Raw genomic sequence first — 23,941 nt, forward strand, 5'->3', positions numbered from 1 at the left:
TTAGAATCGACCGCATGAAGCTCTGGTCGATCCTCGGCAACTCGCAGAAGCTCGATGGCGGCGCCATGTTCGGCAACGCCCCGCGCGCATTGTGGTCGCGATGGGCCACGCCCGACGAAGGCAACCGCATCGCGCTCGCCTGTCGCGCGCTGCTCGCAAGTCCGCTCAACGGCAAGACCGTGCTGTTCGAGACCGGCATCGGCGCGTTCTTCGAACCGAAGATGCGCGAACGCTACGGCGTCGTCGAAGACCGCCACATCCTGCTCGAGTCGCTGCACGCGGCGGGCTTCGAACACGAAGACGTCGATGTCGTCGTGCTCTCGCACCTGCACTTCGATCATGCGGGCGGGTTGCTCGCACCGTGGTCGGAAGGGCGCGCGCCGGAGTTGTTGTTCCCGAACGCGACCTACGTCGTCGGCCGCGAATGCTTCGAACGCGCGAAGTCGCCGCACTCGCGCGACCGTGCGTCGTTCATCCCCGAGTTGCCAGGCCTGCTCGAACGCAGCGGGCGTCTTGAACTCGTCGACGGCGCGCACTCGCAGGCCCTCGGCAAGAGCGTGCGCTTCCACTACAGCGACGGCCACACGCCGGGCCTGGTGCTCAGCGAGATCGTCGGTCCGGACACCAGCAGCGGCGACGCGCATGGCGGCGTCGTGTTCTGCGCCGACCTGATCCCCGGTCGCCCGTGGGTCCACGTGCCGATCACGATGGGCTACGACCGCAACGCCGAATTGCTGATCGACGAGAAGCGCGAGTTCCTCGAGGACAAGCTCGCGCGCAACGTGCATCTGTTCTTCACCCACGATCCCGGTTGCGCGCTCGCGCAGGTCACGCGCGACGACGCGGGTCGTTTCGGCACCACGCACGAAGTCCCCGAACTGCACGCGAGGGCGCTCGCGGCATGAACCTCGCGCTGCGGGGAATGCTGGCGCTGCTGATGTTGCTGGCGGCGGGCGTGCTGCACGCGCAGGAAGGCGAGCCGGTTTCCGATGAAGTCGTGCGCGACCGCGAGTTCGGCGTCAGCGCGCGGCACTTCGGCCTGGAGCGTCGCGTCGAGATGTACCAGTGGCGCGCGAAGGACGGCGGCTTCGAACGCGTGTGGAGCGAATCGCCGATCGATTCGACCGGTTACGCCGAAGGCCACGAAAACCCCGCGTTCCCGTTGCGCGGACGTCGATGGCTCGCCGAACGCGTGACGCTCGACGACAAGCCGGTCGACCGCAGCGTCATCGAACAGTTCGGCCAGTGGAAAGTGTTCCGCCCGAATTTCTCGGCGCTGCCAGGCAATCTCGCCGCGACGTTCCAGCCCGAAGGCGACGGCCTCGGCAGCGCGGAAAACCCGCTCGACCCGCAGGTCGGCGACCTGCGCATCGGCTGGCGCGAACTGACGTTGCCGGCGTTGCAGGGACACGTGTCGCTCGAACGCGACACCTGGTTCCCGATCGCGGGCGACCCGATCGATCCGGCGACGCTCGCACTCGACGCGATGCCTGCATCGAACGGCGGCGGCTACGCGCCGATGCCCGTGCCACGCCTCGCGCTCGGCTTCGCCGCGCTGCATGCATTGATGCTGCTCGCATTCTCCGCGCAAGTCTCGCGCTGGCGCGGCCGCGCGAAGTCGAACCTCGGCGACGGCGGCAACCCCGAGCTCGCGCGCTGGATCCGCGTGCAGGGCAACTTCATCGAATACGTGCCGCTGGCGCTGCTCCTGCTCGCACTGCTGGAAATCGGCGGCGCGCCGCGCGCGTGGTTGCTCGCGGGCGGAACCGCGTTGTTCGTCGGGCGATCGCTGCACGCGTGGGGGCTGTCGCGGCACGCGGGATTCTCGATCGGCCGCTTCGTCGGCACCGGCATCACGTGGAGCGTGATGTTCGCCGGGGCGATCGGCGCGCTCTGGATCGCGATGCGCTGAAGCGCGATGTGCTGAAGCGCGATGCGCTGAAACAAGAACGGCGACCTCTCGGTCGCCGTTCGTTCGCCAGGATCGCGGCGCGTTACGCCGCGGCGGCCTGCGCCTGGCGCGGACCTTCGACCAGCGCGCGCTTCACCATCGCGACCAGCAAATCGATCTCGTCGCTCTTCACCGCGAAGTGCGGCGTGAAGCGCAGCGAGTTCGCGCCGCCGTGGATGACGCCGAGGCCGTGCTCGCGCAGCCACTCCTCGGTCGAGCCGGTGCCGTAGCCCTTGAACTGCGGCGCGAGTTCGCACGAGAACAGCAGGCCGGTGCCCTGGACCTTGGTGATGAGGCCGCCGAGTTCGACGCGCAGCGCTTCGAGCTTGGCGATCGCTTCCTTGCCGCGCTCGCGGATGTTGGTGCGCATCTGGGGCGTGAACTGGCCGAGCACCGCGACCGCGACGTCGAGCGCGCGCGGGTTGGTGGTCATCGTGTTGCCGTAGGTGCCGGCGCGGTAGAGCTTCTCGGCGCGTTCGGTCACGGCGAGCACCGACAGCGGGTACTGCGCGGCGTTGAGCGCCTTCGAATAGGTTTCCATGTCCGGCGCTTCGAGGCCTTCGAAACCCGGGTAGTCGACGATCGACAGCACGCCGTTCGCGCGCAGGCCGGCCTGGATGGAGTCGACGAGGAACAGCGAGCCGTGCGACTTCGTCAGTTCGCGCGCGGCGGCGTAGAACGCCGGCGGGACGCTGCGGCCCGGGTCGCCTTCGCCCATCACCGGCTCGAGGAACATCGCTTCGATGAACCAGCCGTTCGCGTCGGCGTCGGCGAACACCTTCTTCAGCGCGTCCATGTCGTACGGCTCGACCGTGATCACCGAGTCCTCGCCGCGGAAGCTGGCCAGGTGCTGGATGTAGGTCTTGCGCGAGGAATCCGAATACAGCGCCGGGCGTTCCGTGCGGCCGTGGAAGCTGCCCTTCACGACGACGCGCTTGATCGCGCGGCCCGCGTGCTGCGCGCCCGGATCGGTCATCAGCTTGGAGTTGACGTCGGCGATGCGCGCGGCGAGCGACACGCTTTCCGAACCCGAGTTGAGGCACAGGAACTTCGTGTACGGGCAACCGCCGCGGCTGTGGCCGATTTCCTTGCGCATCGCGCGGTCGAAGCGCAGCTGCGCCAGGCTCGGCGTCATGATGTTGGCGATCGGCTGCGGGCGCGCCATCGCGGCGATCACCGCGTCCGGCGTGTGGCCGAGGCCGAGCATGCCGTAGCCGCCGGAGTCGTGCAGCACCGCGCCCTTGAGCGTGATCACCCACGGGCCGCGCGCGGCGAGCGCGATGTACGGGTTCACCGCATCGGCGGAGTAGAAGTTCACGAAGCCCGCCTGCACGGCGCGGATCTGCGCGTCTTCGTCGAGGTCGAGCAGGTCGGCGAACTCGCCCTTGATGCGCGCGTATTCCTGCGCGGCCGACGCGATGGCTTCGACCAGGTCCGCGTGGTCCGGCGCGAAGCGCTGCAGCGTGGCGTCGTCGAGGCCTTGCGTCCGGCGCGTGCCGGTATGGGCGCGCAGGGGGGCGAGGGGAGCGAGCAAAGCGTTGGCGTTCATGGGACGAACCTCGGGAAAATCTTGACGATGGGGGGCCTTGAAAACAAAAACGCGGCGGGGCCGCGCAGTGCGTGTTTCCGAGGGATTTCAAAAGCTTGCGCGAGTCTACCACCCCGGTTTTCCCGATATAACCCCCATCGCCCGGTACAATGCGCGGCCTTGCGAACCCCCAGCCCAGCGGCCTTCCCGCCTTGAAGCGTTCCGACTTCCACTACGACCTGCCGCCCGGGCTGATCGCGCAGGCGCCCCTGCCCGAACGATCGGCCAGCCGCCTGCTGGTCGTTCCGCCGGCGCCCGCGCCGCTGCTGGATCGCGGCGTCCGCGACCTACCCGGCCTGCTCCGCGCGGGCGACCTGCTCGTGTTCAACGACACGCGCGTGATTCCCGCGCGCCTGTTCGGCCAGAAGGAGAGCGGCGGCAAGGTCGAAATCCTCATCGAACGCCTGCTGCCGAACGCCGAGGCGCGCGCGCAGATCGGCGCGAGCAAGTCGCCGAAGCCGGGCGCCCGCATCGCGCTCGACGCGGGCGGCGAAGCGGAAGTGCTGGGCCGCGAAGGCGAGTTCTATCGCCTGCGTTTCCACGTCGACGGTCCGTTCGAACAATGGCTGCAGCACGCGGGCCGCCTGCCGCTGCCGCCGTATATCCATCGCGACCCCGACGCCGACGACGACGCGCGCTACCAGACGGTGTTCGCGCGCGAGACCGGTGCGGTGGCCGCGCCGACCGCGGGCCTGCACTTCGACGACGCGCTGCTCGATGCGCTGCGCGCGCAGGGCGTCGAGTTCGGCCACGTCACGCTGCACGTGGGCGCGGGTACGTTCCAGCCCGTGCGCGTGGACGAGTTGACCGAACACCGCATGCACAGCGAGTGGTTGAACGTCGGCGCCGCGCTGGTCCAGCAAGTGCGCGCCACGCGTGCGCGCGGCGGCCGCGTCATCGCGGTGGGCACGACCGTGGTGCGCGCGCTCGAATCGGCGATGGCCGGCGGCGAATTGCATCCCTTCGCCGGCGAAACCTCGATCTTCATTCTGCCCGGCTATCGCATCCGCAGCGTCGACGCGCTGCTGACCAACTTCCACCTCCCGGAGAGCACGTTGCTCATGCTGGTGTCCGCGTTCGCCGGCAAGGCGCGCATCTTCGAGGCCTACGCGCACGCGATCGCCGAGCGCTACCGATTCTTTTCCTATGGCGACGCGATGCTGCTGTGGCCGGAGCACGCCGAATGAGCCGCATGACGTTCGAAAAGTTCGCGCAGGACGGCGCGGCGCGACGCGGCCGTCTCACCTTCCCGCGCGGTACGGTGGAAACGCCGGCGTTCATGCCGGTCGGCACCTACGGTTCGGTGAAGGGCGTGCTGCCGGAACAGATCCGCGCGCTCGGCGCCGAGATCATCCTCGGCAACACGTTCCATCTCTATCTGCGCCCGGGCCTCGAGGTGATCGAAGCGCATGGCGGCCTGCACGGTTTCGCGCGCTGGAACGGGCCGATCCTCACCGATTCCGGCGGCTTCCAGGTCTTCTCGCTCGCGCACCGTCGCAAGATCACCGAACAGGGCGTGACGTTTGCCGCGCCGACCGACGGTTCGACGGTGTTCCTCGGGCCGGAGGAAAGCATGCGCATCCAGCGCGTGCTCGATTCGGACATCGCGATGATCTTCGACGAATGCACGCCGTATCCGGCGACGGAGGACGTCGCGCGCAAGTCGATGGAACTGAGCCTGCGCTGGGCGGAACGTTCGAAGCGTGCGCACGAAGGCAACGACGCGGCGCTGTTCGGCATCGTGCAGGGCGGGGTGCATCGCAGCCTGCGTTCGGTGTCGGCCGCGGGCCTGCGCGGGATCGGCTTCGACGGCTACGCGATCGGTGGCCTCGCCGTCGGCGAACCGGAGCACGAGCGCAACGCGATGCTCGACCACACCGTCCCGCAGTTGCCGGAAGACCGCCCGCGTTACCTGATGGGCGTCGGCCGGCCGGAAGACCTGGTCGAGGCGGTCGCGCGCGGCGTGGACATGTTCGACTGCGTGATGCCGACGCGCAACGCGCGCAACGGCCACTACTTCACGAGCACGGGCACCGTGCGCATCCGCAACGCGAAGTACGAGAAGGACCTGCGGCCGATCGAGGAGGGCTGCGGTTGCCCGACGTGTTCGGGCGGCTATACGCGTGCGTATCTTCGCCACCTCGACCGCTGCAACGAGATGCTGGCCCCGATGCTCGGCACGCTGCACAACCTCTGGTACTACGAAAAGCTGATGGCCGACATGCGCGCGGCCATCGAGCGGGGGAACTTCACGCAGTTCCGCGAGTCCTTCTACGCCGCACGGGGGCTGGACGTGCCCGGCCCGGCCGAACCGGCCACCGTGGCATAATCCCCCGCCTTTTATTCATGACGGACACGAGAATGGACCTGCTCGACCTGTTCATCGCCCCCGCTTACGCCCAGGCCGCTCCGGCCCCCGGCGGCAGCATGTGGCAGACCCTGCTCCTCCCGATCGTCTTCATCGGCCTGATGTACGTGCTGATGATCCGCCCGCAGATGAAGCGGCAGAAGGAGCATCGCGCGATGCTCGACAAGCTGCAGCGCGGCGACGAGGTGATCACCAGTGGCGGCATCGCCGGCACGGTGACCGACCTCGGCGACAACTTCGTCTCCGTCGAAGTCGCCAGTGGCGTCACGCTGCGCATCCAGCGCGCCGCGATCGCCAACGTGCTCCCCAAGGGCACGCTGAAGTCCGCCTGATCCATTCTTTTTACCGATAGCTGTGATGCGGCGGCCTGACGGTCGCCGCGGGGTCGCCCGATGCTTGTATACGCGCGCTGGAAATACGTCCTCATCCTGTTTGTGTTGCTGCTGAGCGCGGTCTACGCGCTGCCCAACATCTATCCGCAGGATCCTTCGGTGCAGGTCACCGCCAATCGCGGTTCCACCGTCGATGCCGCGCTCAAGGCGCGCATCGAAGGCACGCTGAAGAAAATCGGGGTGTCGCCGAAGGAACTCGAGATCTCCAAGGACGGCAACCTGCTCGTCCGCCTGCGCGATCCGAACGTGCAGATCAAGGCGGCCGACGCGATCCGCGACGAACTGGGCAGCGACTTCGTCGTCGCGCTCAACCTCGCCTCGACCGTGCCGGACTGGCTGCAGAAGATCGGCGCGCGTCCGATGCTGCTCGGCCTCGATCTCCAGGGCGGCGTGCACTTCCTGATGCAGGTCGACCAACAGGCCGCGCTCGCCAAGCGTTTCGAAGCGACCGCCGAAGACGTGCGCGTGCTGCTGCGCGAAAACCGCGTGGCGTACACCGCGGTCGAGCGCCGTCCCGACAACAGCATCGTCGCCACGCTCGCCAGCAACGCCGATCCGGCGAAGGCGCGCGAGCTGATCGCCAAGAACCTGCCGACGCTGCAGATCGGCGACAGCGAAGTCGCCAACCAGGTCGTCGTGCGCATCCCGCAGGCCGACCTCGACCGCGTCTCGACCGAGGCGATCGAGCAGAACGTCAGCACGCTGCGCAACCGAATCAACGAACTCGGCGTCGCCGAACCGATCATCCAGCGCCAGGGCAACGACCGCGTCGTCGTGCAGTTGCCGGGCGTGCAGGACACGGCGCAGGCCAAGCGCATCCTCGGCGCGACCGCGACGCTGGAATTCCGCGGCGTCTACGAAGGCGGCGACCTGCAGGACGCGGTCACCACCGGCAACGTGCCGGGCGACGCGCGCCTGTTCTTCACGCGTGGCGGCCCGAATCGCCCCGCGTCCCCGGTGCTGCTGAAGAAGCGCGTCATCGTCTCCGGCGACCAGCTCGTCGGCGCGCAGTCGACGCGTTCGCCCGACGACGGTTCGCCGGCGGTGTCCATCCAGCTCAACAGCCAGGGTGGCCAGCGCATGTTCGACTACTCGAGCGAGAACGTCGGCAAGGGCCTGGCGGTCGTCTACATCGAGCGCATCCCCGAGGTGAAGCTGGTCGACGGCAAGGAAGTGCGCACCACGCGCGTGAAGGAAGAGGTGATCTCGATCGCCAACATCCGCGAACCGCTGGGCAAGAGCTTCCAGACCTCCGGCCTCGACAGCCCGCAGGATGCGGCCGACCTCGCGCTGCTGCTGCGCGCCGGCGCGCTCGCCGCGCCGATGGAATTCATCGACGAACGCACCGTCGGCCCGAGCCTCGGCGCCGAGAACGTGCAGCGCGGCCTCACCGCGGTGCTGTTCTCCTTCGGCTTCGCGCTGGTGTTCTTCCTCGTGTACTACCGCATGTTCGGCGTGATCACCTGCATCGCGCTGCTGATCAACCTGCTGATGGTGGTCGCGGTGATGTCGGTCCTCGGCGCCACGCTGACGTTGCCTGGCCTTGCGGGCATCGCATTGACAGTCGGCATGTCGGTCGACGCGAACGTGCTGATCAACGAACGCATCCGCGAGGAATTGCGTCTCGGCATGCCGCCGCTCGGCGCGATCAAGGAAGGCTACGAACGCGCGGCGGGCACCATCGCCGACGCGAACATCACCGCCATCCTCGCCGGCGTCGCGCTGTTCGCCTTCGGCACCGGCCCGGTGAAGGGCTTCGCGGTGTCGCTGATCGTCGGCATCCTGACGTCCATGTACACCGCGGTGTCGGTCTCGCGCGGCATCGCCACGCTGATCTACGGCCACCGCCGCAAGCTCAAGTCCATCGCGGTCTGACGGGAAGCAGCACACATGAAACCGTTCAACGTCTTCCCCTACGACAGCAACATCCAGTTCATGCGCTTGCGCTGGGTGTCGCTGACGATCGCGGCCCTGATGATGTTCGTCGCGCTGGGCGCGATGGCCACCAAGGGCTTCAACCTCGCACTGGACTTCACCGGCGGCGTCGGCATCGAGCTGCGCTTCCCGAAGGCCCCGGACGTCGACGACATCCGCGCCAAGCTCACCAGCGCCGGCTACGAAGCCGCGCAGGTGCAGACCTTCGGCACCGGTACCGACATCCTCGTGCGCCTGCAGGACAAGCCCCGGGCGCAGGCGCAGGGCACGGACGGCGGCCACGCGACGAGCGTCGCGCAGGACGTGCGCCAGATCGTGTCGACGCCGGACAACCCGGCCGAGGTGCGAAGCAGCGCGCAGATCTCCGCGCAGGTCGGCAAGGAACTCGCGCTCAACGGCGTGTACGCACTGATCTTCGTGGTGCTCGGGTTCCTGATCTACATCTCGTTCCGCTTCGAGCTGAAGTTCGCGCTCGCCGCGATCGTGACCACGCTGCACGACGTCATCGTCGTGGCCGGCTGGTTCGCGCTGACCGGGCACGAGTTCGACCTCACCGTGCTCGCCGGCGTGCTGTCGGTGATGGGTTACTCGATCAACGACACGATCGTGGTGTTCGACCGCGTCCGCGAAAACTTCCGCAGCATGCGCGCAGACCCGAGCGAAGTGCTGAACAAGTCGATCAACCAGACGCTGTCGCGTACGGTGATCACCTCGTTCGTCGCGGCCCTGACCGTGGTCGCGCTGTACGTCTACGGCGGCGGTTCGCTGCGCGGCATGGCCGAGTCGCAGCTGATCGGCATCCTGATCGGCACGCTGTCGTCGATCTTCGTGGCGTGCCCGCTGCTGCTGTGGTTCGGCGTCACGAAGCAGGACCTGATGCCGAAGGCGCGCGACGAAGCCGCCCTGGCGCGCCGGCCGTAACGGGGGCGCAGGCAACAAAAAAGCCGCGCATTGCGCGGCTTTTTTGTTTTCCAGGCCTCGCGAAAATCAGAACGCCGCGGCGTACCCCGAATTCACGATCGCCTTCTGCAACTGCTCGCTGAGCTTGAGGTTGCCCGCGACCAGGTGGCGCCCCAGCACGCCGCGCTGGTCCATCGGGCCCGTCGCGGCGCCGCGGAAATCGACGACGCGGCCGCCGGCTTCGCGCACGAGCAGCACGCCCGCGGCGATGTCCCACGGCTTCACGCCGGCCTCGAAGTAACCGTCGACGCGACCGCACGCCACGTAGGCGAGGTCCAGCGCGGCCGAGCCGGTGCGGCGGATGTCTTCCGCGTCGCGCAGCAGTTCGCCCACGCACGCCAGGTGCGGGCCGATGCGTTCGCGTTCGCGCGGCGGGAAGCCGGTGATCAGCATCGCGCCGGACAGGTCCTTGCGCTCGGTGACGCGGATCTTCTTGTCGTTGAGCACGGCGCCGCTGCCCTTGCTCGCGGTGAACAGCTCGTTGCGCAGCGGATCGAAGATCACCGCGTGCTGCGGTTCGCCGCCTTCGACCAGCGCGATCGACACGCACCAGTGCGGGATGCCGTGCAGGTAGTTGCTGGTGCCGTCGAGCGGATCGATGACGAAGGTCGAGCGGCCACGGCCGCTGGCGCCTGTTTCCTCGCCGAGGATCGCGCAGTCCGGCATCGCGCGCTTGAGTTCCTTGACGATGATCGCCTCGGCCTCTTCGTCGACTTCGCTCGCGTAGTCGAGCCGGTCCTTTTCGATGACGTTGATCGCCTCGAGGCGGTTCATGTGGCGCAGCAACACGTTGCCCGCGGCGCGCGCGGCCTTGACCATGATGGTGACGGCGGGTTTCTGCATCGTGGGGGCCGGATTCGAGGGGCGCGGAGTTTAACATTCGCGCCATGAGCGAATCCGTGTCGACCCGTGAATCCCTCGCGCGCGAGCGCGTCCGCATCGTCCTCGTGGGCACCCAGCACCCCGGCAACATCGGTGCGGCCGCCCGCGCGATGAAGACCATGGGCCTGGCCCGGCTGGTCCTCGTCGCCCCGGAAAAGGCGCCCGACCGCGACACGGTGGCGATGGCCGCCGGCGCCGACGACCTCGTCGAGGCCGCGCCCGTGTTCGACACGCTGGCCGATGCGGTCGCCGACTGCGCCCTCGTGCTGGGCTGCACCGCCCGTAGCCGGCGCGTGCAACTGGAACAACTGGAACCGGCCGAAGGCGCTGCCCGCGCGCTGGCCTTCGCGGCGCAGGGCCCGGTGGCCCTGGTCTTCGGCCGCGAACGCACGGGCCTGGACAACAACGAACTGCAGCTCTGCCACGCCTCGATCCACATCCCGTCGGACCCGGACTTCAGTTCGCTCAACCTCGCCGCGGCGGTGCAGGTGCTGAGTTACGAAGTGCGCGTGGCGGCGCTGGGCGGGGAGGGCGGTCGACCGGCGGCGGCAGCGGCCGTGGTCGCGTCCGGCGAAGGCCCCGCGCCGCACCAGGAACTCGAAGGCTTCTTCGCGCAACTCGCGCAGACCCTGGACGCCATCGACTTCCACAAGGGCCGCACCCCCGATTCGGCAATGCGCAAGTTGCGTCGCCTGTACCTGCGCGCTGGCCTCGGCAGCGCCGAAATCCGCCTGTTGCGCGGGGTGCTCGCCGATACCCAGCGCATGGCGATGCTGGCCGGGCGAACGGGAGGCGAGCAGGATTCGCGATCCGACTGAAAAAACTGCGACGGCCTGCTGTTTCCGGTCTTGCAGTTGGGATAGGCTTCGCCGCTGGGGGGTCAGCAGGGCAGAAGGCTTTGGTTGCGTTCCATCGCATCGCCGTTGGGCTGTTGTCGATCGCCGCGGCGCTTTCCTTCCCTCTATTTTCGTCTGGCGCCCGGGCCGCGAACCCGGCCGACGACGCGCACGTGCTCGTCATCGGCCGCATCAGCGACGACCCCAAGGCGCACTACGAGCAACTCAAGCCCCTGCTCGACTACGTCGTGCCGCGCATGGCGAACGTCGGGATCCGCGAAGGCCGCATCCTCATGGCCCGCGACGTGCAGCAGATGAACTCCTACCTGCGCCGCGGCCGCGTCGACTGGGTCACCGAAACCCCGGGCACCGGCATGCTGCTGCGCCAGGGCTCGGGCGCGAAGCCGTTGCTGCTGACCGAGCGCGACGGCGTGAGCCGCTACACCACGGTGTTCTTCGCGCGTCGCGACAGCGGCATCGAATCGCTGAAGGACATGCGCGGGCGCAGCGTCGCGTTCCAGAATCCGTATTCGACCAGCGCCTACTACGTGCCGGCCGCCGAGCTGCTCGACCACGGGTTGAAGCTCGAGATCCTGCTGTCGCCGATGGATCGCCCGGAGTCGAACCAGGTCGGTTATCTCTTCGCGCGCACCGAACTCAACATCGCGACGTGGGTGCACAAGCGCCTGGTCGATGTCGGCGTGATGAGCAACCTCGACTGGCAGAACCCGCAACGCGTGCCGGCCGCCTTCCGCGGCGACCTGCGCATCGTGCACGAGACGCCCGCGTATCCGCGCGCGCTGGAGATGGTGCGCGGCGACCTCGATCCGAAGGTCGCCGCCCGCCTGCGCGAAGTGCTGATGGAAGCCTCCCGCGATCCCGACGCGCGCGAAGCATTGCTGCGCTTCTTCAAGACCACGCGCTTCATGCCGCTCGACGACAACGCCGACCACGCGCTCGATTACATCGGCGAAGGCGTGAAGCGCATCCGGGCGGAGGTCGAATAGTGCGCTTCGGCCTGCAGTCGAAGTTCCTCGCCGGCATGGCGATCGTCCTCGTGGGCGTGCTCGCGCTCATGGCCGTGATGTGGCAGCGGCAGGCGTCGATGCAGGCGCAGGTGTTCGACGTGGGCCGGGAGACGATGCGCGAACTCGTCGGCGAGCGCCTCAAGCGCCGCGGCGAAAGCACCGTCGTGCAGCTCGCCGATGCGCTGACCAACCCGATGTACTACTCGGACCTGGACACGATCGGCCGGCTCGCGCGCGAAGCGATGCGCCAGCCGGACGTCGCCTACGTGCTCGTGTTCGACGCGCAGGGCCGGATCGTGCACGACGGCTCGGGCGACATCCCGGCGTTCGGCCAGCCGATGAACGATCCGTTCGCGTTCGAAGTCGTCGCCGCGCGCAACACGCACACGCAAAGCTCCGATCGCATCGTCGACATCGCCAGCCCGATCATGATCGGCGACCAGCGCCTCGGCGGCGTGCGCGTGGGCTATTCGCTCGCCTCGATGCAGCGCGACGAAGACAGCGCGACGAAGGCGATGCAGCAACGCCTGGAAGCGATCGGCCGCAAGCACGTGGGCTGGATCGCGTTGATCGGCATGGCGCTGCTCGCGCTCGGCGCGATCGTCGTGGGCCTGGTGCAGAAGACGCTCGTGCGTCCGATCCGCCAGCTCGCCGACGTCGCGCAGGAAATCGAATCGGGCAACTTCGAAGCCGACGCCCCGGTCAGCAGCCGCGGCGACGAAGTGGGCGACCTCGTGCGCGCATTCGGCCGCATGAGCAGCAGCGTCGCGCGCCACGACCGCGACATCCGCCGCATGGCGTACAGCGATGCGCTGACGGGCCTGGCCAATCGCCTCGCGTTCCGCGAATCGCTCGATCGCCGCCTGCTGCAGTTGCGCGGCGCCGGCCGCCAGCTGGCGCTGCTGTTCGCCGACATCGACGACTTCAAGCGCGTCAACGACACGCTCGGCCACGACGCGGGCGACGAAGTGCTGGTGCAATTCTCCAACCGCATCCGCGAAACCGTCGACCGCATGGGCGGCGAGGGCGCGATGCTCGCGCGCTTCGGCGGCGACGAATTCGTCATCCTCATCGAAAGCGTGCTCTCGCCGACCGGCAACCACGGCGACGTGCGCACCGCCGCGAGCCGCCTCGCCGAAGCGCTCGTCGCCGAACTCAGCCGACCCATCGTGGTGCAGGAACGCCAAGTGTTCCTCGGCACGTCGATCGGCATCACGCTGTTCCCGGAGGACGCCTCCGGTTCGACGATGCTGATGAAGAACGGCGACATCGCGATGTACCAGGCGAAGGTCGCCGGCAAGAACTGCCACCGCTTCTATTCGCGCGCGATGGACCAGGCGGTCGAACGCCGCGTGCGCATGGAACAGGACCTGCGCGGCGCGTGGGAGCGCGGCGAACTCAGCCTCGCGTATCAACCGGTGTACAGCCTCGCCGACGGCCAGCTGCGCGGCGCCGAAGCGCTGCTGCGCTGGCAGCATCCTGAACACGGCGCCATCTCGCCGTCGGTGTTCATCGACGTCGCCGAGCAGAGCGGCCTGATCGAAACCATCGGTCCGCAGGTGTTGCGCGCCGCGTGCGAAGACACCGTGCGCTGGCAGCAGGCGCATCCGAACGCGGAGAAAATGTTCGTCTCCGTCAACGTGTCGCCGCGCCAGCTGCGCAGCGGCGACTTGCCGCGCCAGGTCGCGACGACGTTGCGCGAGTGCGGCCTGGAAGCCTCGCGCCTGCACCTGGAACTCACCGAGACCGCGGTCATCGGCGACGAAGTGCATGCGAGCGGCCTGCTCGCACGCCTGCGCGCGTCGGGCGTGAAGATCTGGCTCGACGACTTCGGCACCGGCTTCAGCGGTTTGAGCCACCTGCGCCGCGTGCCGGTCGACGGCGTGAAGATCGACCGCAGCTTCGTCGCCGACGTGCTGCGCGACCCCGACGACCTCGCACTCACCACCGCGATCATCGCGATGGCGCATTCGCTCGGCATCACCGTCGTCGCCGAAGGCGTGGAGAAGGAAGGGCAGTACGCCATCCTGCGCGAACGCGGCTGCGATCTCGCGCAGGGCTATTGGCTCGGTCACCCGGTAAGCGCGAGCGACTTCAGCCAGCTGTTGGCGTAACAATTGGGGCGACGGCGTTACTCCAACTCTGACGCCGCAAAACGAGTCTTCCATGCGCACGCAGGGATGCGTGCGCATGGTGCAGGTTGCATTCGCGCAAAACACTGGCGGCTCCTTTCGACGGAGTCACCTGCATGCAACACCGATCGTTTCCGACCAAGTCGCTGCTCGCCTGCGCAGCGCTCGCCTGCGCCACGTTCTCCGCGCCGACATTCGCGCAGACTTGGAACAGCATCGTTATCGAGCCTACCGAAGCGTACTACCACACGCTCACTGGCCTGCAGCAAGCGGCCGGCGGCAAGTTGTACTTCTCGTTCACGACGCCGGTCGGCATCACCCAACTGCGCATCGAAACCGCCGGCGGCAACGGCAACGCCAACCTCAAGGTGTTCCGCGATTCGCCGAACGCGGTGCCGGTATGCGACCTGCGCCACTTCACCAGCAACGAAGTGTGCACGCAGGGGTGGAGCGATCCGAACGACCCCAAGACCCCCGCGGCCACGTGGTATGTCGAAGTGTCGGCAGCCAGTTCGTTCAGCGGCGTAGCACTCACCGTCGGGTACCTGCCTGAGCTCGTGGCGCTCGACCATCTGCCTGACCTGCCGTTCGCGATCGCGCGGCGCGGTGCGTTCCAGGTCGATGGCGCGCTCGCCGGTGAATGCCTCGAAGTTCCGGACGGCGTGCAGGGGATCGCGTTGCCGAAGACCGCATGCGTGCCGGTCGGCGCACAGCAGGCGTGGCACTTCCAGATGCGCTTCGACAACTACCGCATCCAGAACATGCAGGGCGGGCGCTGCCTGGGCGTTGGCGACGGGGACTTCGTCGTGGTCGCCGAGTGCAACGAGCTCGACGATGGGCAGGGCTGGAACGTGCTCGGCGGCGCCAAGTCCTGGCATTACGTCGTGCTGCAGAACGCGCGCACGAAGACCTGCGTGGACTACGAACCGGGCACCAAGGCGACGGCGCTCGCGCCGTGCCGCCTCGGCCAGGCGGACATGCCGGCCTGGAACCTGCGCGACATAGGCGCGCGCATGAGCGAAGGGATGGCGAACGACGGCTCCACCTTCTCGCTGATCGCGGGCACGCTGTGCCTCGGCGACAACCGCACGACGGCCTTCCTCGTCGACTGCGCCGATCGCACCGCCACGCGCCGCTACATGTATCCGGCTTTGCTGTCGTCCGACAACATGGACCATTTCGAGAAGGACTTCGTCATGCAGTCGGGTCCCGACAAGAACTGGTGCATGGGCGCCGATGCGAACAACAACATCGTGTTCCGCCAGGAGTGCGAGATGAGCGATGCCGACTTGCGCTGGCAGGTCGACCTGTTCTCCACCAAGAGCAGCGAATGGAAGATCCGCCACGTACGCCAGGACAAGTGCCTGGTGTCGAAGAACGGCGGCATCACCGCCGGGACGCCGATCGTGCTCGACGATTGCGGCAAGACGGAAACGACGACGCGCTGGCGCCACGTCGCCAACTGATCGCGCGGACGATCTTCGTCAGATCAGGACATCCAGGCCGTGCGCGGCCTGGATCGTCAAGTTCCAGCTCAGCGCGGCCGCGACCAGGCCGACGACCCACGCGACGAGCATCAGCACGCCGTCGCGTTCGAGCAGCGCGAGCGCGAACAACAACAGCGCGCCGCCGAAGAGATAGTTGGTCAGCGGAATCGGCAGCGACAGCAGGAAGCCCAGCACGACCAGCATCAAGCCGGTGACGACGCCCGCGATGCGGCTGTCGAGCATCCACGTCATGCGCGGGCGCACGAGGCGTTCGAGCCACTTCAGCACCGGCGAGATGCGCTTGTCGAACTTCGCGAGCGCATGGCGATGGATGCCGCGGCTGGCGAGGAACTCCGGCAGCCACGGTTCGCGCAGGCCGACGCTCAACTGCAGGCCGATCATGATCAGCAGCGGCCCGCTGATCGCACCGCCGATGGGGATCGGGATGAAGGCGGGCAGCACGCACACGAAGGCGAGCATGCCGAATGCGCGCCGGCCGAGGCCCGCGAGCAGCGAACGTAGCGTCAGCAGTTCGTCGGGATCGCCTTGCGCGAGTGCATCGAGGATCGCGCGCGTGCCGGCTTCGCGGGCGTGTCGCGGACGATCGTCGTGCTCGCCGTCGTCATGCATCGCGCGCATCCTGCGGCAGGCGCTGCAACAGCAGCTTGTCGACGCGCGGGCCATCGAGGTCGACGACTTCGATGCGCCAGTTCCCCCAGTCGAAGTATTCGCCGACGTTGGGGATGCGCCCGAAGTGCGCGATCGCCATGCCCGCGGCGGTGTGGTAGTCCATCTCGTCGAGGTCGGGCAGGGCGATGCCGCCGAGCAATTCGCGCACGTCTTCGATCGGCAGCGCGCCGTCGACGAGCAGCGAGCCATCCTCGCGCAGCGCGACCATCGCATCGGCGAACTCGGTCGTCTCCGCCGACTGCAGGCGCCCGAGGATCGCGCCCATCACGTCGCTGGTCGTGACCATGCCCTGGATGTCGCCGTATTCGTCGACGACCAGCGCGATCGACTGTTGTTCTTCGCGGAAGATTTCCAGCAGCTTCAGCGCGTGCGTGGACTCGGAGACGAACACCGCGGGGCGGATGTCGCGGAACAACTCCGGTTCGGTCTTGCCGAGTTCGTCGAGCAGCGTCTTCACTTCGAGCACGCCGATGACGTCGGCGTCGCTGCCGCGATACACGGGATAACGCGAGTAGGGCGTCTCGCGCATCGTCTGCATGTTCTCTTCGCGATCGGCCGCCGCGTCGAGCCAGGCGATGCGCATGCGCGGCGTCATCAGGCTTTCCGCGGTGCGATCGCCCAGGCGCATGACGCGCGTCATCATGTTGCGTTCGTCGGCGTCGATGACGCCCTGCTCGTGGCTCTCGGTCACCAGCAGCTGGATTTCTTCCTCGGTGATCGCGCCGCGCGCGTCGTCCTTGATGCCGATGACGCGCAGGAACGTCCGGTTGATCGCAGCCAGGGTCGCGACCACGGGCCGGGCGCCGCGGGCGATCGCGTCGAGCGGAACCGCGACCGCGCACGCGATGCGCTCAGGGTTCGTCAGCGCCAGCCGCTTGGGAATCAGTTCGCCGAAGATGACCGAGGCGGCGGTGATCAGGGTGATCGCGACGCCCTTGCCGATCGGGGTGGCGTACTTGTGGATCCACTCCACCTCGGGCAGGTGGGTCGCGATCATCACGCCCAGCGACTCGCCGCCATAGAAGCCGGTCATGATCGTGATCAGCGTGATGCCGACCTGCACCGTCGACAGCAGGTTGTCCGGGTGTTCGGCCAGCGCCAGCGCCTTGCGGGCGCCGCGGCTGTCCTCGGCCATCTGCTTGAGCTTGAGCTTGCGCGAGGTCATCAGCGCCATCTCCGACATCGCGAAGAAAGCGTTGAGGACGATCAGGAAGGCGACGACTAGCAGCTCGAGCACGCGGGTTCCATCCTGGGGAAGGCCACGGGTCGAACGTCGGCGGTGGCGGGGTACGGGTCGTCCATGGGCGTGCGCAGGCGCGCGGCGGCATCATAGCAGCCGCGTTCATGGGGGCCCGATGACGGGGCAGGCGGCCCCGGCGGCAGGTGAAGGCCGCGTTGTCATACGCCTGTCATATGACTCGCTGTCATAATTGCGCCTCTTTTTTGCCATCACCCTGACACGAGGCCTCCCCCGCATGTTCTCCCTGCAGACGATCTTCGGTCAGGGCAAGCAGTTCTATTCCCTGCTCAACGATGCGGCGGTCGCTGCGCACGACAGCACGGTGGCGCTGCACCAGATGCTCAAGTCGCCCGAGCGCACGCCGGCGCTGGAAGCCTTCAAGCTGGCGCGCCAGCGCGAGCGCGTGGCCTCCGACAAGATCAGCCAGGCGCTGGTCGACAGCTTCATCACCCCGATCGAACGCGAGGACATCGAGTCGCTCGCCTCGGCGCTGTACAAGATCCCGAAGCAGGTCGAGCGCTTCGCCGATCGCTTCGCGCTGGCCCGCCATCGTCTCGAGGACATCGATTTCGCTCCTCGCGCGGCGATGCTCGAACAGGCTGCCGCGGTGGTGGTGAAGATGGTCGGCGAACTCGAACACCTGCGCCTGGAGCCGATGAAGAAGCTCAACGACCAGCTGCGCGTGCTCGAGGCCGAGGCCGACCGCCTGATCCTCGAACTGCACCGCGACATCTATTCCGGCCGCCTCGATGCGAGCGAGATGTTCCTGCTCAAGGAATTCTTCGAGATCCTCGAGAAGGCGATCGACCGCTGCCGCGAAGCGGGCGTCATCGCCTATTCGATCGCGCTGAAGAACAACTGACGGACGCGCCCGCATGTTGCTCACGCTCGTGCTGCTCGTGGTGCTGTTCGCGCTCGTCTTCGAGTTCATCAACGGCTTCCACGACACCGCCAATTCGATCGCCACGGTCGTGGCGACCAAGGTGCTGTCGCCGGGACAGGCGGTGATCCTCGCCGCGTCGATGAACCTGATCGGCGCCTTCCTCGGCACCGCGGTGGCGAAGACGATCTCCTCGGGCCTGATCGACACCGACGTGGTGGTCGTCACCTCGCAGGTGCTGATCTGCGCGCTGCTCGGCGCGATCGCCTGGAACCTCATCACCTGGTGGCGCGGCCTGCCGTCGTCGTCCTCGCACGCGTTGATCGGCGGTTTGTGCGGCGCCGCGCTGTCGGCGGCGCACAACGACTGGGCCGCGTTGATCTGGTCGAAGGCCGGCAGCGGCGACTGGACGACCAACAAGGGCCTGTTGTGGAAGGTGTTCCTGCCGATGGTGAGCTCGCCGTTCGCGGGCTTCATGCTCGGCGTGCTGATCCTCACGCTGCTGTACGCGATCATCGCCCTGATGTTCCGCGCCGGCGGACCGCTCGCGCGCGCGGCGCGCCCGCGCTGGGTCAATGCGTTCTTCGGCAAGGCGCAGATCGTGTCGGCGGCCTACATGGGCATGGCGCACGGCACCAACGACGCGCAGAAGACGATGGGCATCATCGCGCTCGCGATCTTCGGCGCGCAGGCCACGGGCCAGCTGGACAACCTGCCGGGCTGGCTCGCGTTCCTGCATCCGGATGGCGGCGAACAGGACATCGACACCTGGATCATCGTGACCTGCGCACTCGTCATGGCGGCGGGCACGGCGGCGGGCGGCTGGCGCATCATCAAGACGCTCGGCCACAAGATGGTGAAGCTGCATCCGATCGACGGTTTCGCCGCGGAAACCGCGAGCGCCACGATCCTCGTCACCGCCGCGCACTTTGGCATGCCGGTGTCGACGACGCATTCGATCTCCACCGCGATCATGGGCGTGGGCTTCGCGAAGAACCCGCGCGCGCTGAAGATCACCGTGATCGAACGCATCGTGTGGGCGTGGATCCTGACGATTCCCGCGGCCGGTGGGTTGGCCTACGCGTTCTTCAAGCTCGTCGAGATGCTGGGCTGGTCGTAAGCAAAGAGCAGGAGCAAAAAAAGGGGGTCAGAGCAACATTTCGCGCGCGAAATGTTGCTCTGACCCCCTTTTTTGCTTACAGCAAGTCGCCGCCCGCGGAGAGCGCACGCTCCATCCGATCGCCCATGCCGCCGATCTCCAGGATCAGGCGATCGACTTCCGCCGGCGACACGCAGTCGTAGGGGCGGTTCTCGCACAGTTGCAGGTACGGCACGCCATCGAGTTCGCCGATGGCGAAGTAGCCGACGCGGCTTTCCCAGTTGAAGGCGAGGGCGCGGCGCGCGTCGAGGCCGGTGGTCGGCGCGACCGCCGTGCTCACGCGCAGGTAGTCGCGGCCGTCGTCGTCCTGCATCTCCGACAGGAAGATCGCCTGGTGGCGCGTGCCCTGTTCGAGCGAGAGTTCGACGCACATGACATACGGCTCCTGCATGAGGATGCGGTAGCCGTTGCCGGCGATGTGCGTGCGGATCTGCTCGAAGTTCTGCATCAGGGGAGGGCAGGCGGGGTCGGGGGGACCGTTATGCTAGTCCCGAATGGCCGACCTGTCTCCCACTGATCCGGCTCCTGTCGAGCGCATCCTCGCCGCCATCCGGGCCATTCCCCCCGGACAGGTGGCGGGCTACGGCCACGTCGCGCGCCGCGCGGGCCTGCCCGGGCGCGCCCGCATGGTGGCGCGCGTACTGCGCGAGAACAGCGACGCGAACCTGCCCTGGCACCGCGTGCTGCGCAGCGACGGGCGCATCGCGTTCCCGCCGGGGTCGAAGGGGTTTCGCGAACAGAGCCAGCGCCTGCGCGCCGAGGGCGTCGACGTGCGCGCCGGGCGCGTCCGTATTGCCGAGTCGGTGCCGGACCTCGACGGCGATCTCGACGCGGCCCTCTGGCGCCCGCGCTAGCGCGGCCTGCGCCGCATCCACGCCGCGATGCTGCGGCGCTCGCGCGTGGCGGGCAGCACTTCGTGTTCGAGTTCGCTGAGGAAGACGATGCTGCCGGTGCGCGGCACGATGTCGATGTCGCCGCCTTCGAGCGCAAGGCGCAACGCACCGCCGTCGGTGTCGCGCCACTCCGGATTGAGGTAGGTGACGCACGACACCACGCGCGCATCGTCGTCGCGGAAGCGATCGCGATGCCGCGCATAACGCGCGCCCGCGGGATATTCGGCGTAGTGCGCTTCGACCTCGTCGGCGCCGAGGAACAGGCGGCGGTTGATCGCGATGCGCAGCGCGTCGAGCGATGCGAGGTACGCCGCGGCCGCCGCGCCCGCGCGCGGGTCGTCGAGCCATAGGGTCGCATCGCCGCGAATCTCCGCGCGCAGGTCGCGCCCCGTGCCCCGCCCGACGGCCGCCGGCGCGAGCGCACCCGCGTCGCGCAGCCGCACCAGGTCTTCACGCAGCGCCTGCGTCGCCGCCGCGTCCGGGAAGGCCGGCAGCCGGCACGCACCGCGATCGCGCAATGCGTCGCAGATGGCGTCGGCGTCCTCCACGGCGGCGTGCGGGATCATGCCGCTATGATAGTCGCGCTCCCCCCGGGCCCCTGTCGCTGAGAGCTTCCCCCGCATGTTTTCCAGATTGCCGCCGGTCGCCAAGGCGCTGTTGATCGCGAACGGCATCGCGTTCCTGTTGCAGCTGATGTTGGGCGGTGCGTTGTCGCCGTTCGAGTTGTGGCCGATCGGCCTGGACCAATACAACCCCGCCGCCACGCCTTTCATGCCGTGGCAGTTGGTGACCTACGCGTTCCTGCACGATCCGTCCAACCTGTTCCACCTGTTGTTCAACATGCTCGCGCTGGTGATGTTCGGTTCGCCGCTCGAATACACGTGGGGCAGCAAGCGCTTCGCCGCGTACTACTTCACGTGCGTGATCGGCGCGGCGTTGTGCCAGCTCGCGGTCGGCTGGTGGGCGATGAGCCAGGGGAACCCGGCGGGCCCGACGGTGGGTGCGTCGGGCGGCGTGTTCGGCCTGCTGCTCGCGTACGGCATGCTGTTCCCGAACCAGCGCGTGATGCTGCTGTTCCCGCCGATCCCGATGAAGGCACGCACGCTGGTCATCGCGTACGGCGTGATCGAACTGCTGCTCGGCGTCTCCGGCGCGCAACCGGGCGTCGCGCACTTCGCGCACCTCGGCGGCATGCTGTTCGGCTGGCTGCTGATCCGCTACTGGCGCGGGCAGCCGCCGTTCGGCAAGCGCGGCCCGCCGCGCCCGCGCATCGTCCGCTAAACGGCGAAAGCGTCGGGTGGAAGGGGTCGGATCACTATTTCGAACGAAATAGTGCTCTGACCCCTGTTTTTGCCCCTGTTTTTGCCCTTACGGCCAGACCCGAATCGGGTCCTTCGACACCATCGCGCTATCCGCCTTGCACGTATTCGCCTCGGCGAACGCCGGCAAATTCATCAGCGGTCCGTTGACTCGCCACTTGCCCGGCGAATGCACGCTCGTCGCGGCACGTTCGGTCGCGGCCTGCATGCTGCTCGAAGTGGCCCACAGGTTCGCCCAGCCCTGGAAGAAGGGCTTCTGCGCGGTCGCGTCGGCGGCGGCGTTGTTGCTGCGCCACGCGTCCCACGCGAGTTCGACGCCCGCGAGGTCGGCGAGGTTGGTGTCGCGCGTCTGCGTGCCGCTGACCTTCACGCCCTTGAGCGCGGGATCCTCGAACTGCGAGAACTGCGTGACCATGCGCTGGCCGAGCGCATTCCACGCGTCGTTCTCGGCCGGCGTCCACCAGTCGCGGATCGTGTCCTTCGCATCGACGAGGCGGCCCTTGTAGTCGACGGCGTGGGTCAGTTCGCGGCCGACGAGCGCGCCGAACGCACCGTACTGCGTCGCGGTGTCCGCGCTCATGTCGAGCACCGGCGCCTGCAGCATCGCGGCGGTGACGATGAGTCGGTTCTGTGCGATGTCGTACGCGAGGGTGGGCTGCTGCGGCAGCACGTCCCAGCGACGGTCGGCGTTGCCGCGACCGATGCGCTTCATCTCTTCGCGATGGCGCCAGGTCGACGCGATCAGCATGTTGCCGCCGAAGCTGCCGCGGCCCATCGGCTGCACGGTGTAGTCGAGGTCGCGACGCGGCGTGCCGATTTCGATCTTGAGCTTCTCGAGCTTGGCCTTTGCTTCGGTTTTCGCGGTCGCACCCATCCACGGGCTGCGGTCGACCGCGCGCACGAGTGCACCGCGCACGTTGGTCGCGATCTCTTCGGCACGCTGCTTCGTTCCAGCGGGCACGAAACGCGCGGCGTACTCGTGGCCGACCATCGGGCCCGCCGCGGTGTTGATCGCGTCGAGCACCGCGCGCCAGCGTTCCGGCGGCGTCGCCTGGCCGCGCAGCACGCGACCGCGGAATTCGAACTCGGTGTCGCGCCACGACTTCGACAGGTACGGCGCCATCGCATTGCCGACGTGGAAGCGCAGGTAAGCCTGCCACTGCGCGGGCGGCAGGCTGCCGGCGAGCGCGTCGAGCTGCGCGAACAGCTGCGGGTTGGCGATCGACACGACGTCGTCGGTGACGCCCTGCGCCTTGAGGAAATCGGCGAGCTGCAGGCGCTTGTAGGTCTTGCCGATGTCCTTGGTTTCGACCGGCGCGAAGTTGGATGCGATGTCGCGCAGGGACACGATCGGCTTGCTCGACTGCGCGATCCGCGTCTCGAGGTCGACGACGAGCTTCGCGTCGGCGGCGGCGCGATCGGCCGGCGTGCCGGCGAGCACGAGGATGCGCTGTACGTATTCCTCGTAGCGCTGCATCACCGCCTTCGTGTCGGCGTCGCCGCGCGTGTAGAACTCGGGATCGGGCATGCCGAGGCCGCCCTGGCTGAAGTAGCCGATGTGGCGCGACAGATCGCGCAGGTCGATGTCGGCGCCGAAGTTGAACGCGACCGGGATGCCGACCTGGTGCAGCGCGGCGATCGACGGCGCGATGTCCTTCGCCTTGCGGATGCCGTCGATGCGCGCGAGCAGCGGCGCGACCGGATTGGCGCCGTCGCGTTCGACCGCGGCTTCATCCAGGCCGCTCGCCCAGAAGTCGCCGAGCAGCTTCTGCACGTTGCCCTGCGGCCCCTGCATCGCGGCGTCGAGGAGTTCGCGCTGCTGCTGGAGCGAGCGCTCGGTGAGCTGGCCCATCGCGGTGACGCTGCCGGTCGCCGGCTGCGGATTCGCCTTCATCCAGTCGGCGGTCGCGACGCTGAAGAAGTCCGAGCAAACGGTCGGCGCGGGCGGCGCCTTCGGCTTCGCCGCGCTCTTCTTCTTTTTCTGCGCGATCGCATCGGGGGACGCCAGTCCCGCGACGAGCACGAGGCCAATGGTCAGGGCGAGGGGGGCCAGCTTTTGCGTCATCGCGCGAGGTCCGAATGGAAAGGCTCGGCGAGTGTAGCAAGGGGGCGATGCGCGCTTGGATGAACGGGGTGGGGTGGCGTGCACAAAAGCGGGAAACGGGAAACAAGGAGCGGGAAACGGGAGGACGGACACGCAA

General features: G+C 67.9%; 22 protein-coding genes. 15 read left to right on the top strand and 7 right to left on the bottom strand.

All coding sequences use genetic code 11. The features are described from left to right. Positions 1-14 precede the first annotated feature (14 nt). Positions 15-905, top strand: a complete 891-nt coding sequence (locus LK996_RS15690; RefSeq protein ID WP_230528321.1) for an MBL fold metallo-hydrolase — start codon at positions 15-17, stop codon at positions 903-905. Then, the gene (locus LK996_RS15695; protein WP_230528322.1) at positions 902-1,912 is read left to right on the top strand and encodes a TMEM43 family protein; all 1,011 of its coding nucleotides are present in this window, start codon (positions 902-904) and stop codon (positions 1,910-1,912) included. The genes LK996_RS15690 and LK996_RS15695 overlap by 4 nt, the downstream gene beginning before the upstream one ends. An 82-nt stretch (positions 1,913-1,994) precedes the next feature. On the opposite strand, the gene LK996_RS15700 is transcribed toward LK996_RS15695, so the two are convergent. Beyond that, a complete protein-coding gene (locus LK996_RS15700; RefSeq protein ID WP_230528323.1) occupies positions 1,995-3,500 on the bottom strand; it encodes an aminotransferase class III-fold pyridoxal phosphate-dependent enzyme in 1,506 nt (501 codons plus the stop codon). Positions 3,501-3,649: 149 nt separating this feature from the next. Here LK996_RS15700 and queA point away from each other — a divergent pair, with 149 nt between their 5' ends. Genes queA through secF form a run of 5 tightly spaced genes read left to right on the top strand, consistent with a single transcriptional unit; the run spans position 3,650 to position 9,155 of the window. Continuing rightward, positions 3,650-4,726 carry a tRNA preQ1(34) S-adenosylmethionine ribosyltransferase-isomerase QueA gene (queA, locus tag LK996_RS15705; RefSeq protein WP_230528324.1) on the top strand — a complete coding sequence of 359 codons (1,077 nt, stop codon included), beginning with the start codon at positions 3,650-3,652 and terminating at the stop codon, positions 4,724-4,726. After that, positions 4,723-5,868, top strand: coding sequence for a tRNA guanosine(34) transglycosylase Tgt (gene tgt, locus LK996_RS15710; RefSeq protein WP_230528325.1), 1,146 nt, complete (start codon positions 4,723-4,725; stop codon positions 5,866-5,868). The genes queA and tgt overlap by 4 nt, the downstream gene beginning before the upstream one ends. Before the next feature lie 32 nt (positions 5,869-5,900). Beyond that, positions 5,901-6,239: a preprotein translocase subunit YajC gene (gene yajC / locus LK996_RS15715; RefSeq protein WP_230528326.1), complete on the top strand. Its 339-nt coding sequence runs from the start codon at positions 5,901-5,903 to the stop codon at positions 6,237-6,239. Positions 6,240-6,299: 60 nt separating this feature from the next. Beyond that, positions 6,300-8,174: a protein translocase subunit SecD gene (gene secD, locus LK996_RS15720; protein ID WP_230528327.1), complete on the top strand. Its 1,875-nt coding sequence runs from the start codon at positions 6,300-6,302 to the stop codon at positions 8,172-8,174. 15 nt (positions 8,175-8,189) lie between these two features. Next, on the top strand, positions 8,190-9,155 hold the full coding sequence (gene secF / locus LK996_RS15725) for a protein translocase subunit SecF (RefSeq protein WP_230528328.1): 966 nt from the start codon (positions 8,190-8,192) through the stop codon (positions 9,153-9,155). A gap of 66 nt (positions 9,156-9,221) precedes the next feature. Here secF and LK996_RS15730 read toward each other — a convergent pair whose 3' ends face one another. Beyond that, positions 9,222-10,037 carry an inositol monophosphatase family protein gene (locus LK996_RS15730; RefSeq protein ID WP_230528329.1) on the bottom strand — a complete coding sequence of 272 codons (816 nt, stop codon included), beginning with the start codon at positions 10,035-10,037 and terminating at the stop codon, positions 9,222-9,224. 44 nt (positions 10,038-10,081) lie between these two features. On the opposite strand from LK996_RS15730, the gene LK996_RS15735 reads away from it, so the two are divergent. From LK996_RS15735 to LK996_RS15750, 4 genes are all read left to right on the top strand, one after another. Continuing rightward, positions 10,082-10,894, top strand: a complete 813-nt coding sequence (locus LK996_RS15735) for an RNA methyltransferase (RefSeq protein ID WP_230528330.1) — start codon at positions 10,082-10,084, stop codon at positions 10,892-10,894. Between the two features lie 80 nt (positions 10,895-10,974). Further along, a complete protein-coding gene (locus LK996_RS15740; protein ID WP_255657243.1) occupies positions 10,975-11,919 on the top strand; it encodes a phosphate/phosphite/phosphonate ABC transporter substrate-binding protein in 945 nt (314 codons plus the stop codon). A 35-nt stretch (positions 11,920-11,954) separates the two neighbouring features. Further along, positions 11,955-14,054, top strand: coding sequence for a putative bifunctional diguanylate cyclase/phosphodiesterase (locus LK996_RS15745; protein ID WP_230528443.1), 2,100 nt, complete (start codon positions 11,955-11,957; stop codon positions 14,052-14,054). Between the two features lie 134 nt (positions 14,055-14,188). Next, entirely contained in the window at positions 14,189-15,538 is a 1,350-nt protein-coding gene (locus LK996_RS15750; RefSeq protein WP_230528331.1) for a ricin-type beta-trefoil lectin domain protein, read from the top strand. An 18-nt stretch (positions 15,539-15,556) separates the two neighbouring features. Here the strand turns inward: LK996_RS15750 and LK996_RS15755 are convergent, their stop codons facing one another. Then, positions 15,557-16,189, bottom strand: coding sequence for an exopolysaccharide biosynthesis protein (locus LK996_RS15755; RefSeq protein ID WP_230528332.1), 633 nt, complete (start codon positions 16,187-16,189; stop codon positions 15,557-15,559). Next, the gene (locus tag LK996_RS15760; protein WP_230528333.1) at positions 16,182-17,486 is read right to left on the bottom strand and encodes a hemolysin family protein; all 1,305 of its coding nucleotides are present in this window, start codon (positions 17,484-17,486) and stop codon (positions 16,182-16,184) included. The genes LK996_RS15755 and LK996_RS15760 overlap by 8 nt, the downstream gene beginning before the upstream one ends. A gap of 238 nt (positions 17,487-17,724) precedes the next feature. Between LK996_RS15760 and LK996_RS15765 the strand changes: the two genes are divergently transcribed. Together LK996_RS15765 and LK996_RS15770 are read left to right on the top strand one after the other, a co-directional pair. Beyond that, the gene (locus LK996_RS15765; protein WP_230528334.1) at positions 17,725-18,351 is read left to right on the top strand and encodes a DUF47 domain-containing protein; all 627 of its coding nucleotides are present in this window, start codon (positions 17,725-17,727) and stop codon (positions 18,349-18,351) included. A 16-nt stretch (positions 18,352-18,367) separates the two neighbouring features. Further along, positions 18,368-19,489 (top strand): inorganic phosphate transporter, encoded by a 1,122-nt coding sequence (locus tag LK996_RS15770; protein ID WP_230528444.1) that lies wholly within the window; start codon positions 18,368-18,370, stop codon positions 19,487-19,489. Positions 19,490-19,565: 76 nt separating this feature from the next. On the opposite strand, the gene LK996_RS15775 is transcribed toward LK996_RS15770, so the two are convergent. Beyond that, positions 19,566-19,976, bottom strand: coding sequence for a hypothetical protein (locus LK996_RS15775; protein WP_230528335.1), 411 nt, complete (start codon positions 19,974-19,976; stop codon positions 19,566-19,568). A 46-nt stretch (positions 19,977-20,022) separates the two neighbouring features. On the opposite strand from LK996_RS15775, the gene LK996_RS15780 reads away from it, so the two are divergent. Continuing rightward, positions 20,023-20,382, top strand: a complete 360-nt coding sequence (locus LK996_RS15780; protein WP_230528336.1) for an MGMT family protein — start codon at positions 20,023-20,025, stop codon at positions 20,380-20,382. On the opposite strand, the gene LK996_RS15785 is transcribed toward LK996_RS15780, so the two are convergent. Further along, positions 20,379-20,987 (bottom strand): 2OG-Fe(II) oxygenase, encoded by a 609-nt coding sequence (locus tag LK996_RS15785; protein ID WP_230528337.1) that lies wholly within the window; start codon positions 20,985-20,987, stop codon positions 20,379-20,381. The genes LK996_RS15780 and LK996_RS15785 overlap by 4 nt on opposite strands. Before the next feature lie 55 nt (positions 20,988-21,042). On the opposite strand from LK996_RS15785, the gene LK996_RS15790 reads away from it, so the two are divergent. After that, positions 21,043-21,702, top strand: a complete 660-nt coding sequence (locus LK996_RS15790; protein WP_230528338.1) for a rhomboid family intramembrane serine protease — start codon at positions 21,043-21,045, stop codon at positions 21,700-21,702. Between the two features lie 87 nt (positions 21,703-21,789). On the opposite strand, the gene LK996_RS15795 is transcribed toward LK996_RS15790, so the two are convergent. Beyond that, the gene (locus tag LK996_RS15795) at positions 21,790-23,805 is read right to left on the bottom strand and encodes a M13 family metallopeptidase (RefSeq protein ID WP_230528339.1); all 2,016 of its coding nucleotides are present in this window, start codon (positions 23,803-23,805) and stop codon (positions 21,790-21,792) included. Positions 23,806-23,941: the final 136 nt, after the last annotated feature.

The organism is Noviluteimonas lactosilytica, from assembly GCF_020866925.1.
GTDB lineage: Bacteria > Pseudomonadota > Gammaproteobacteria > Xanthomonadales > Xanthomonadaceae > Noviluteimonas > Noviluteimonas lactosilytica.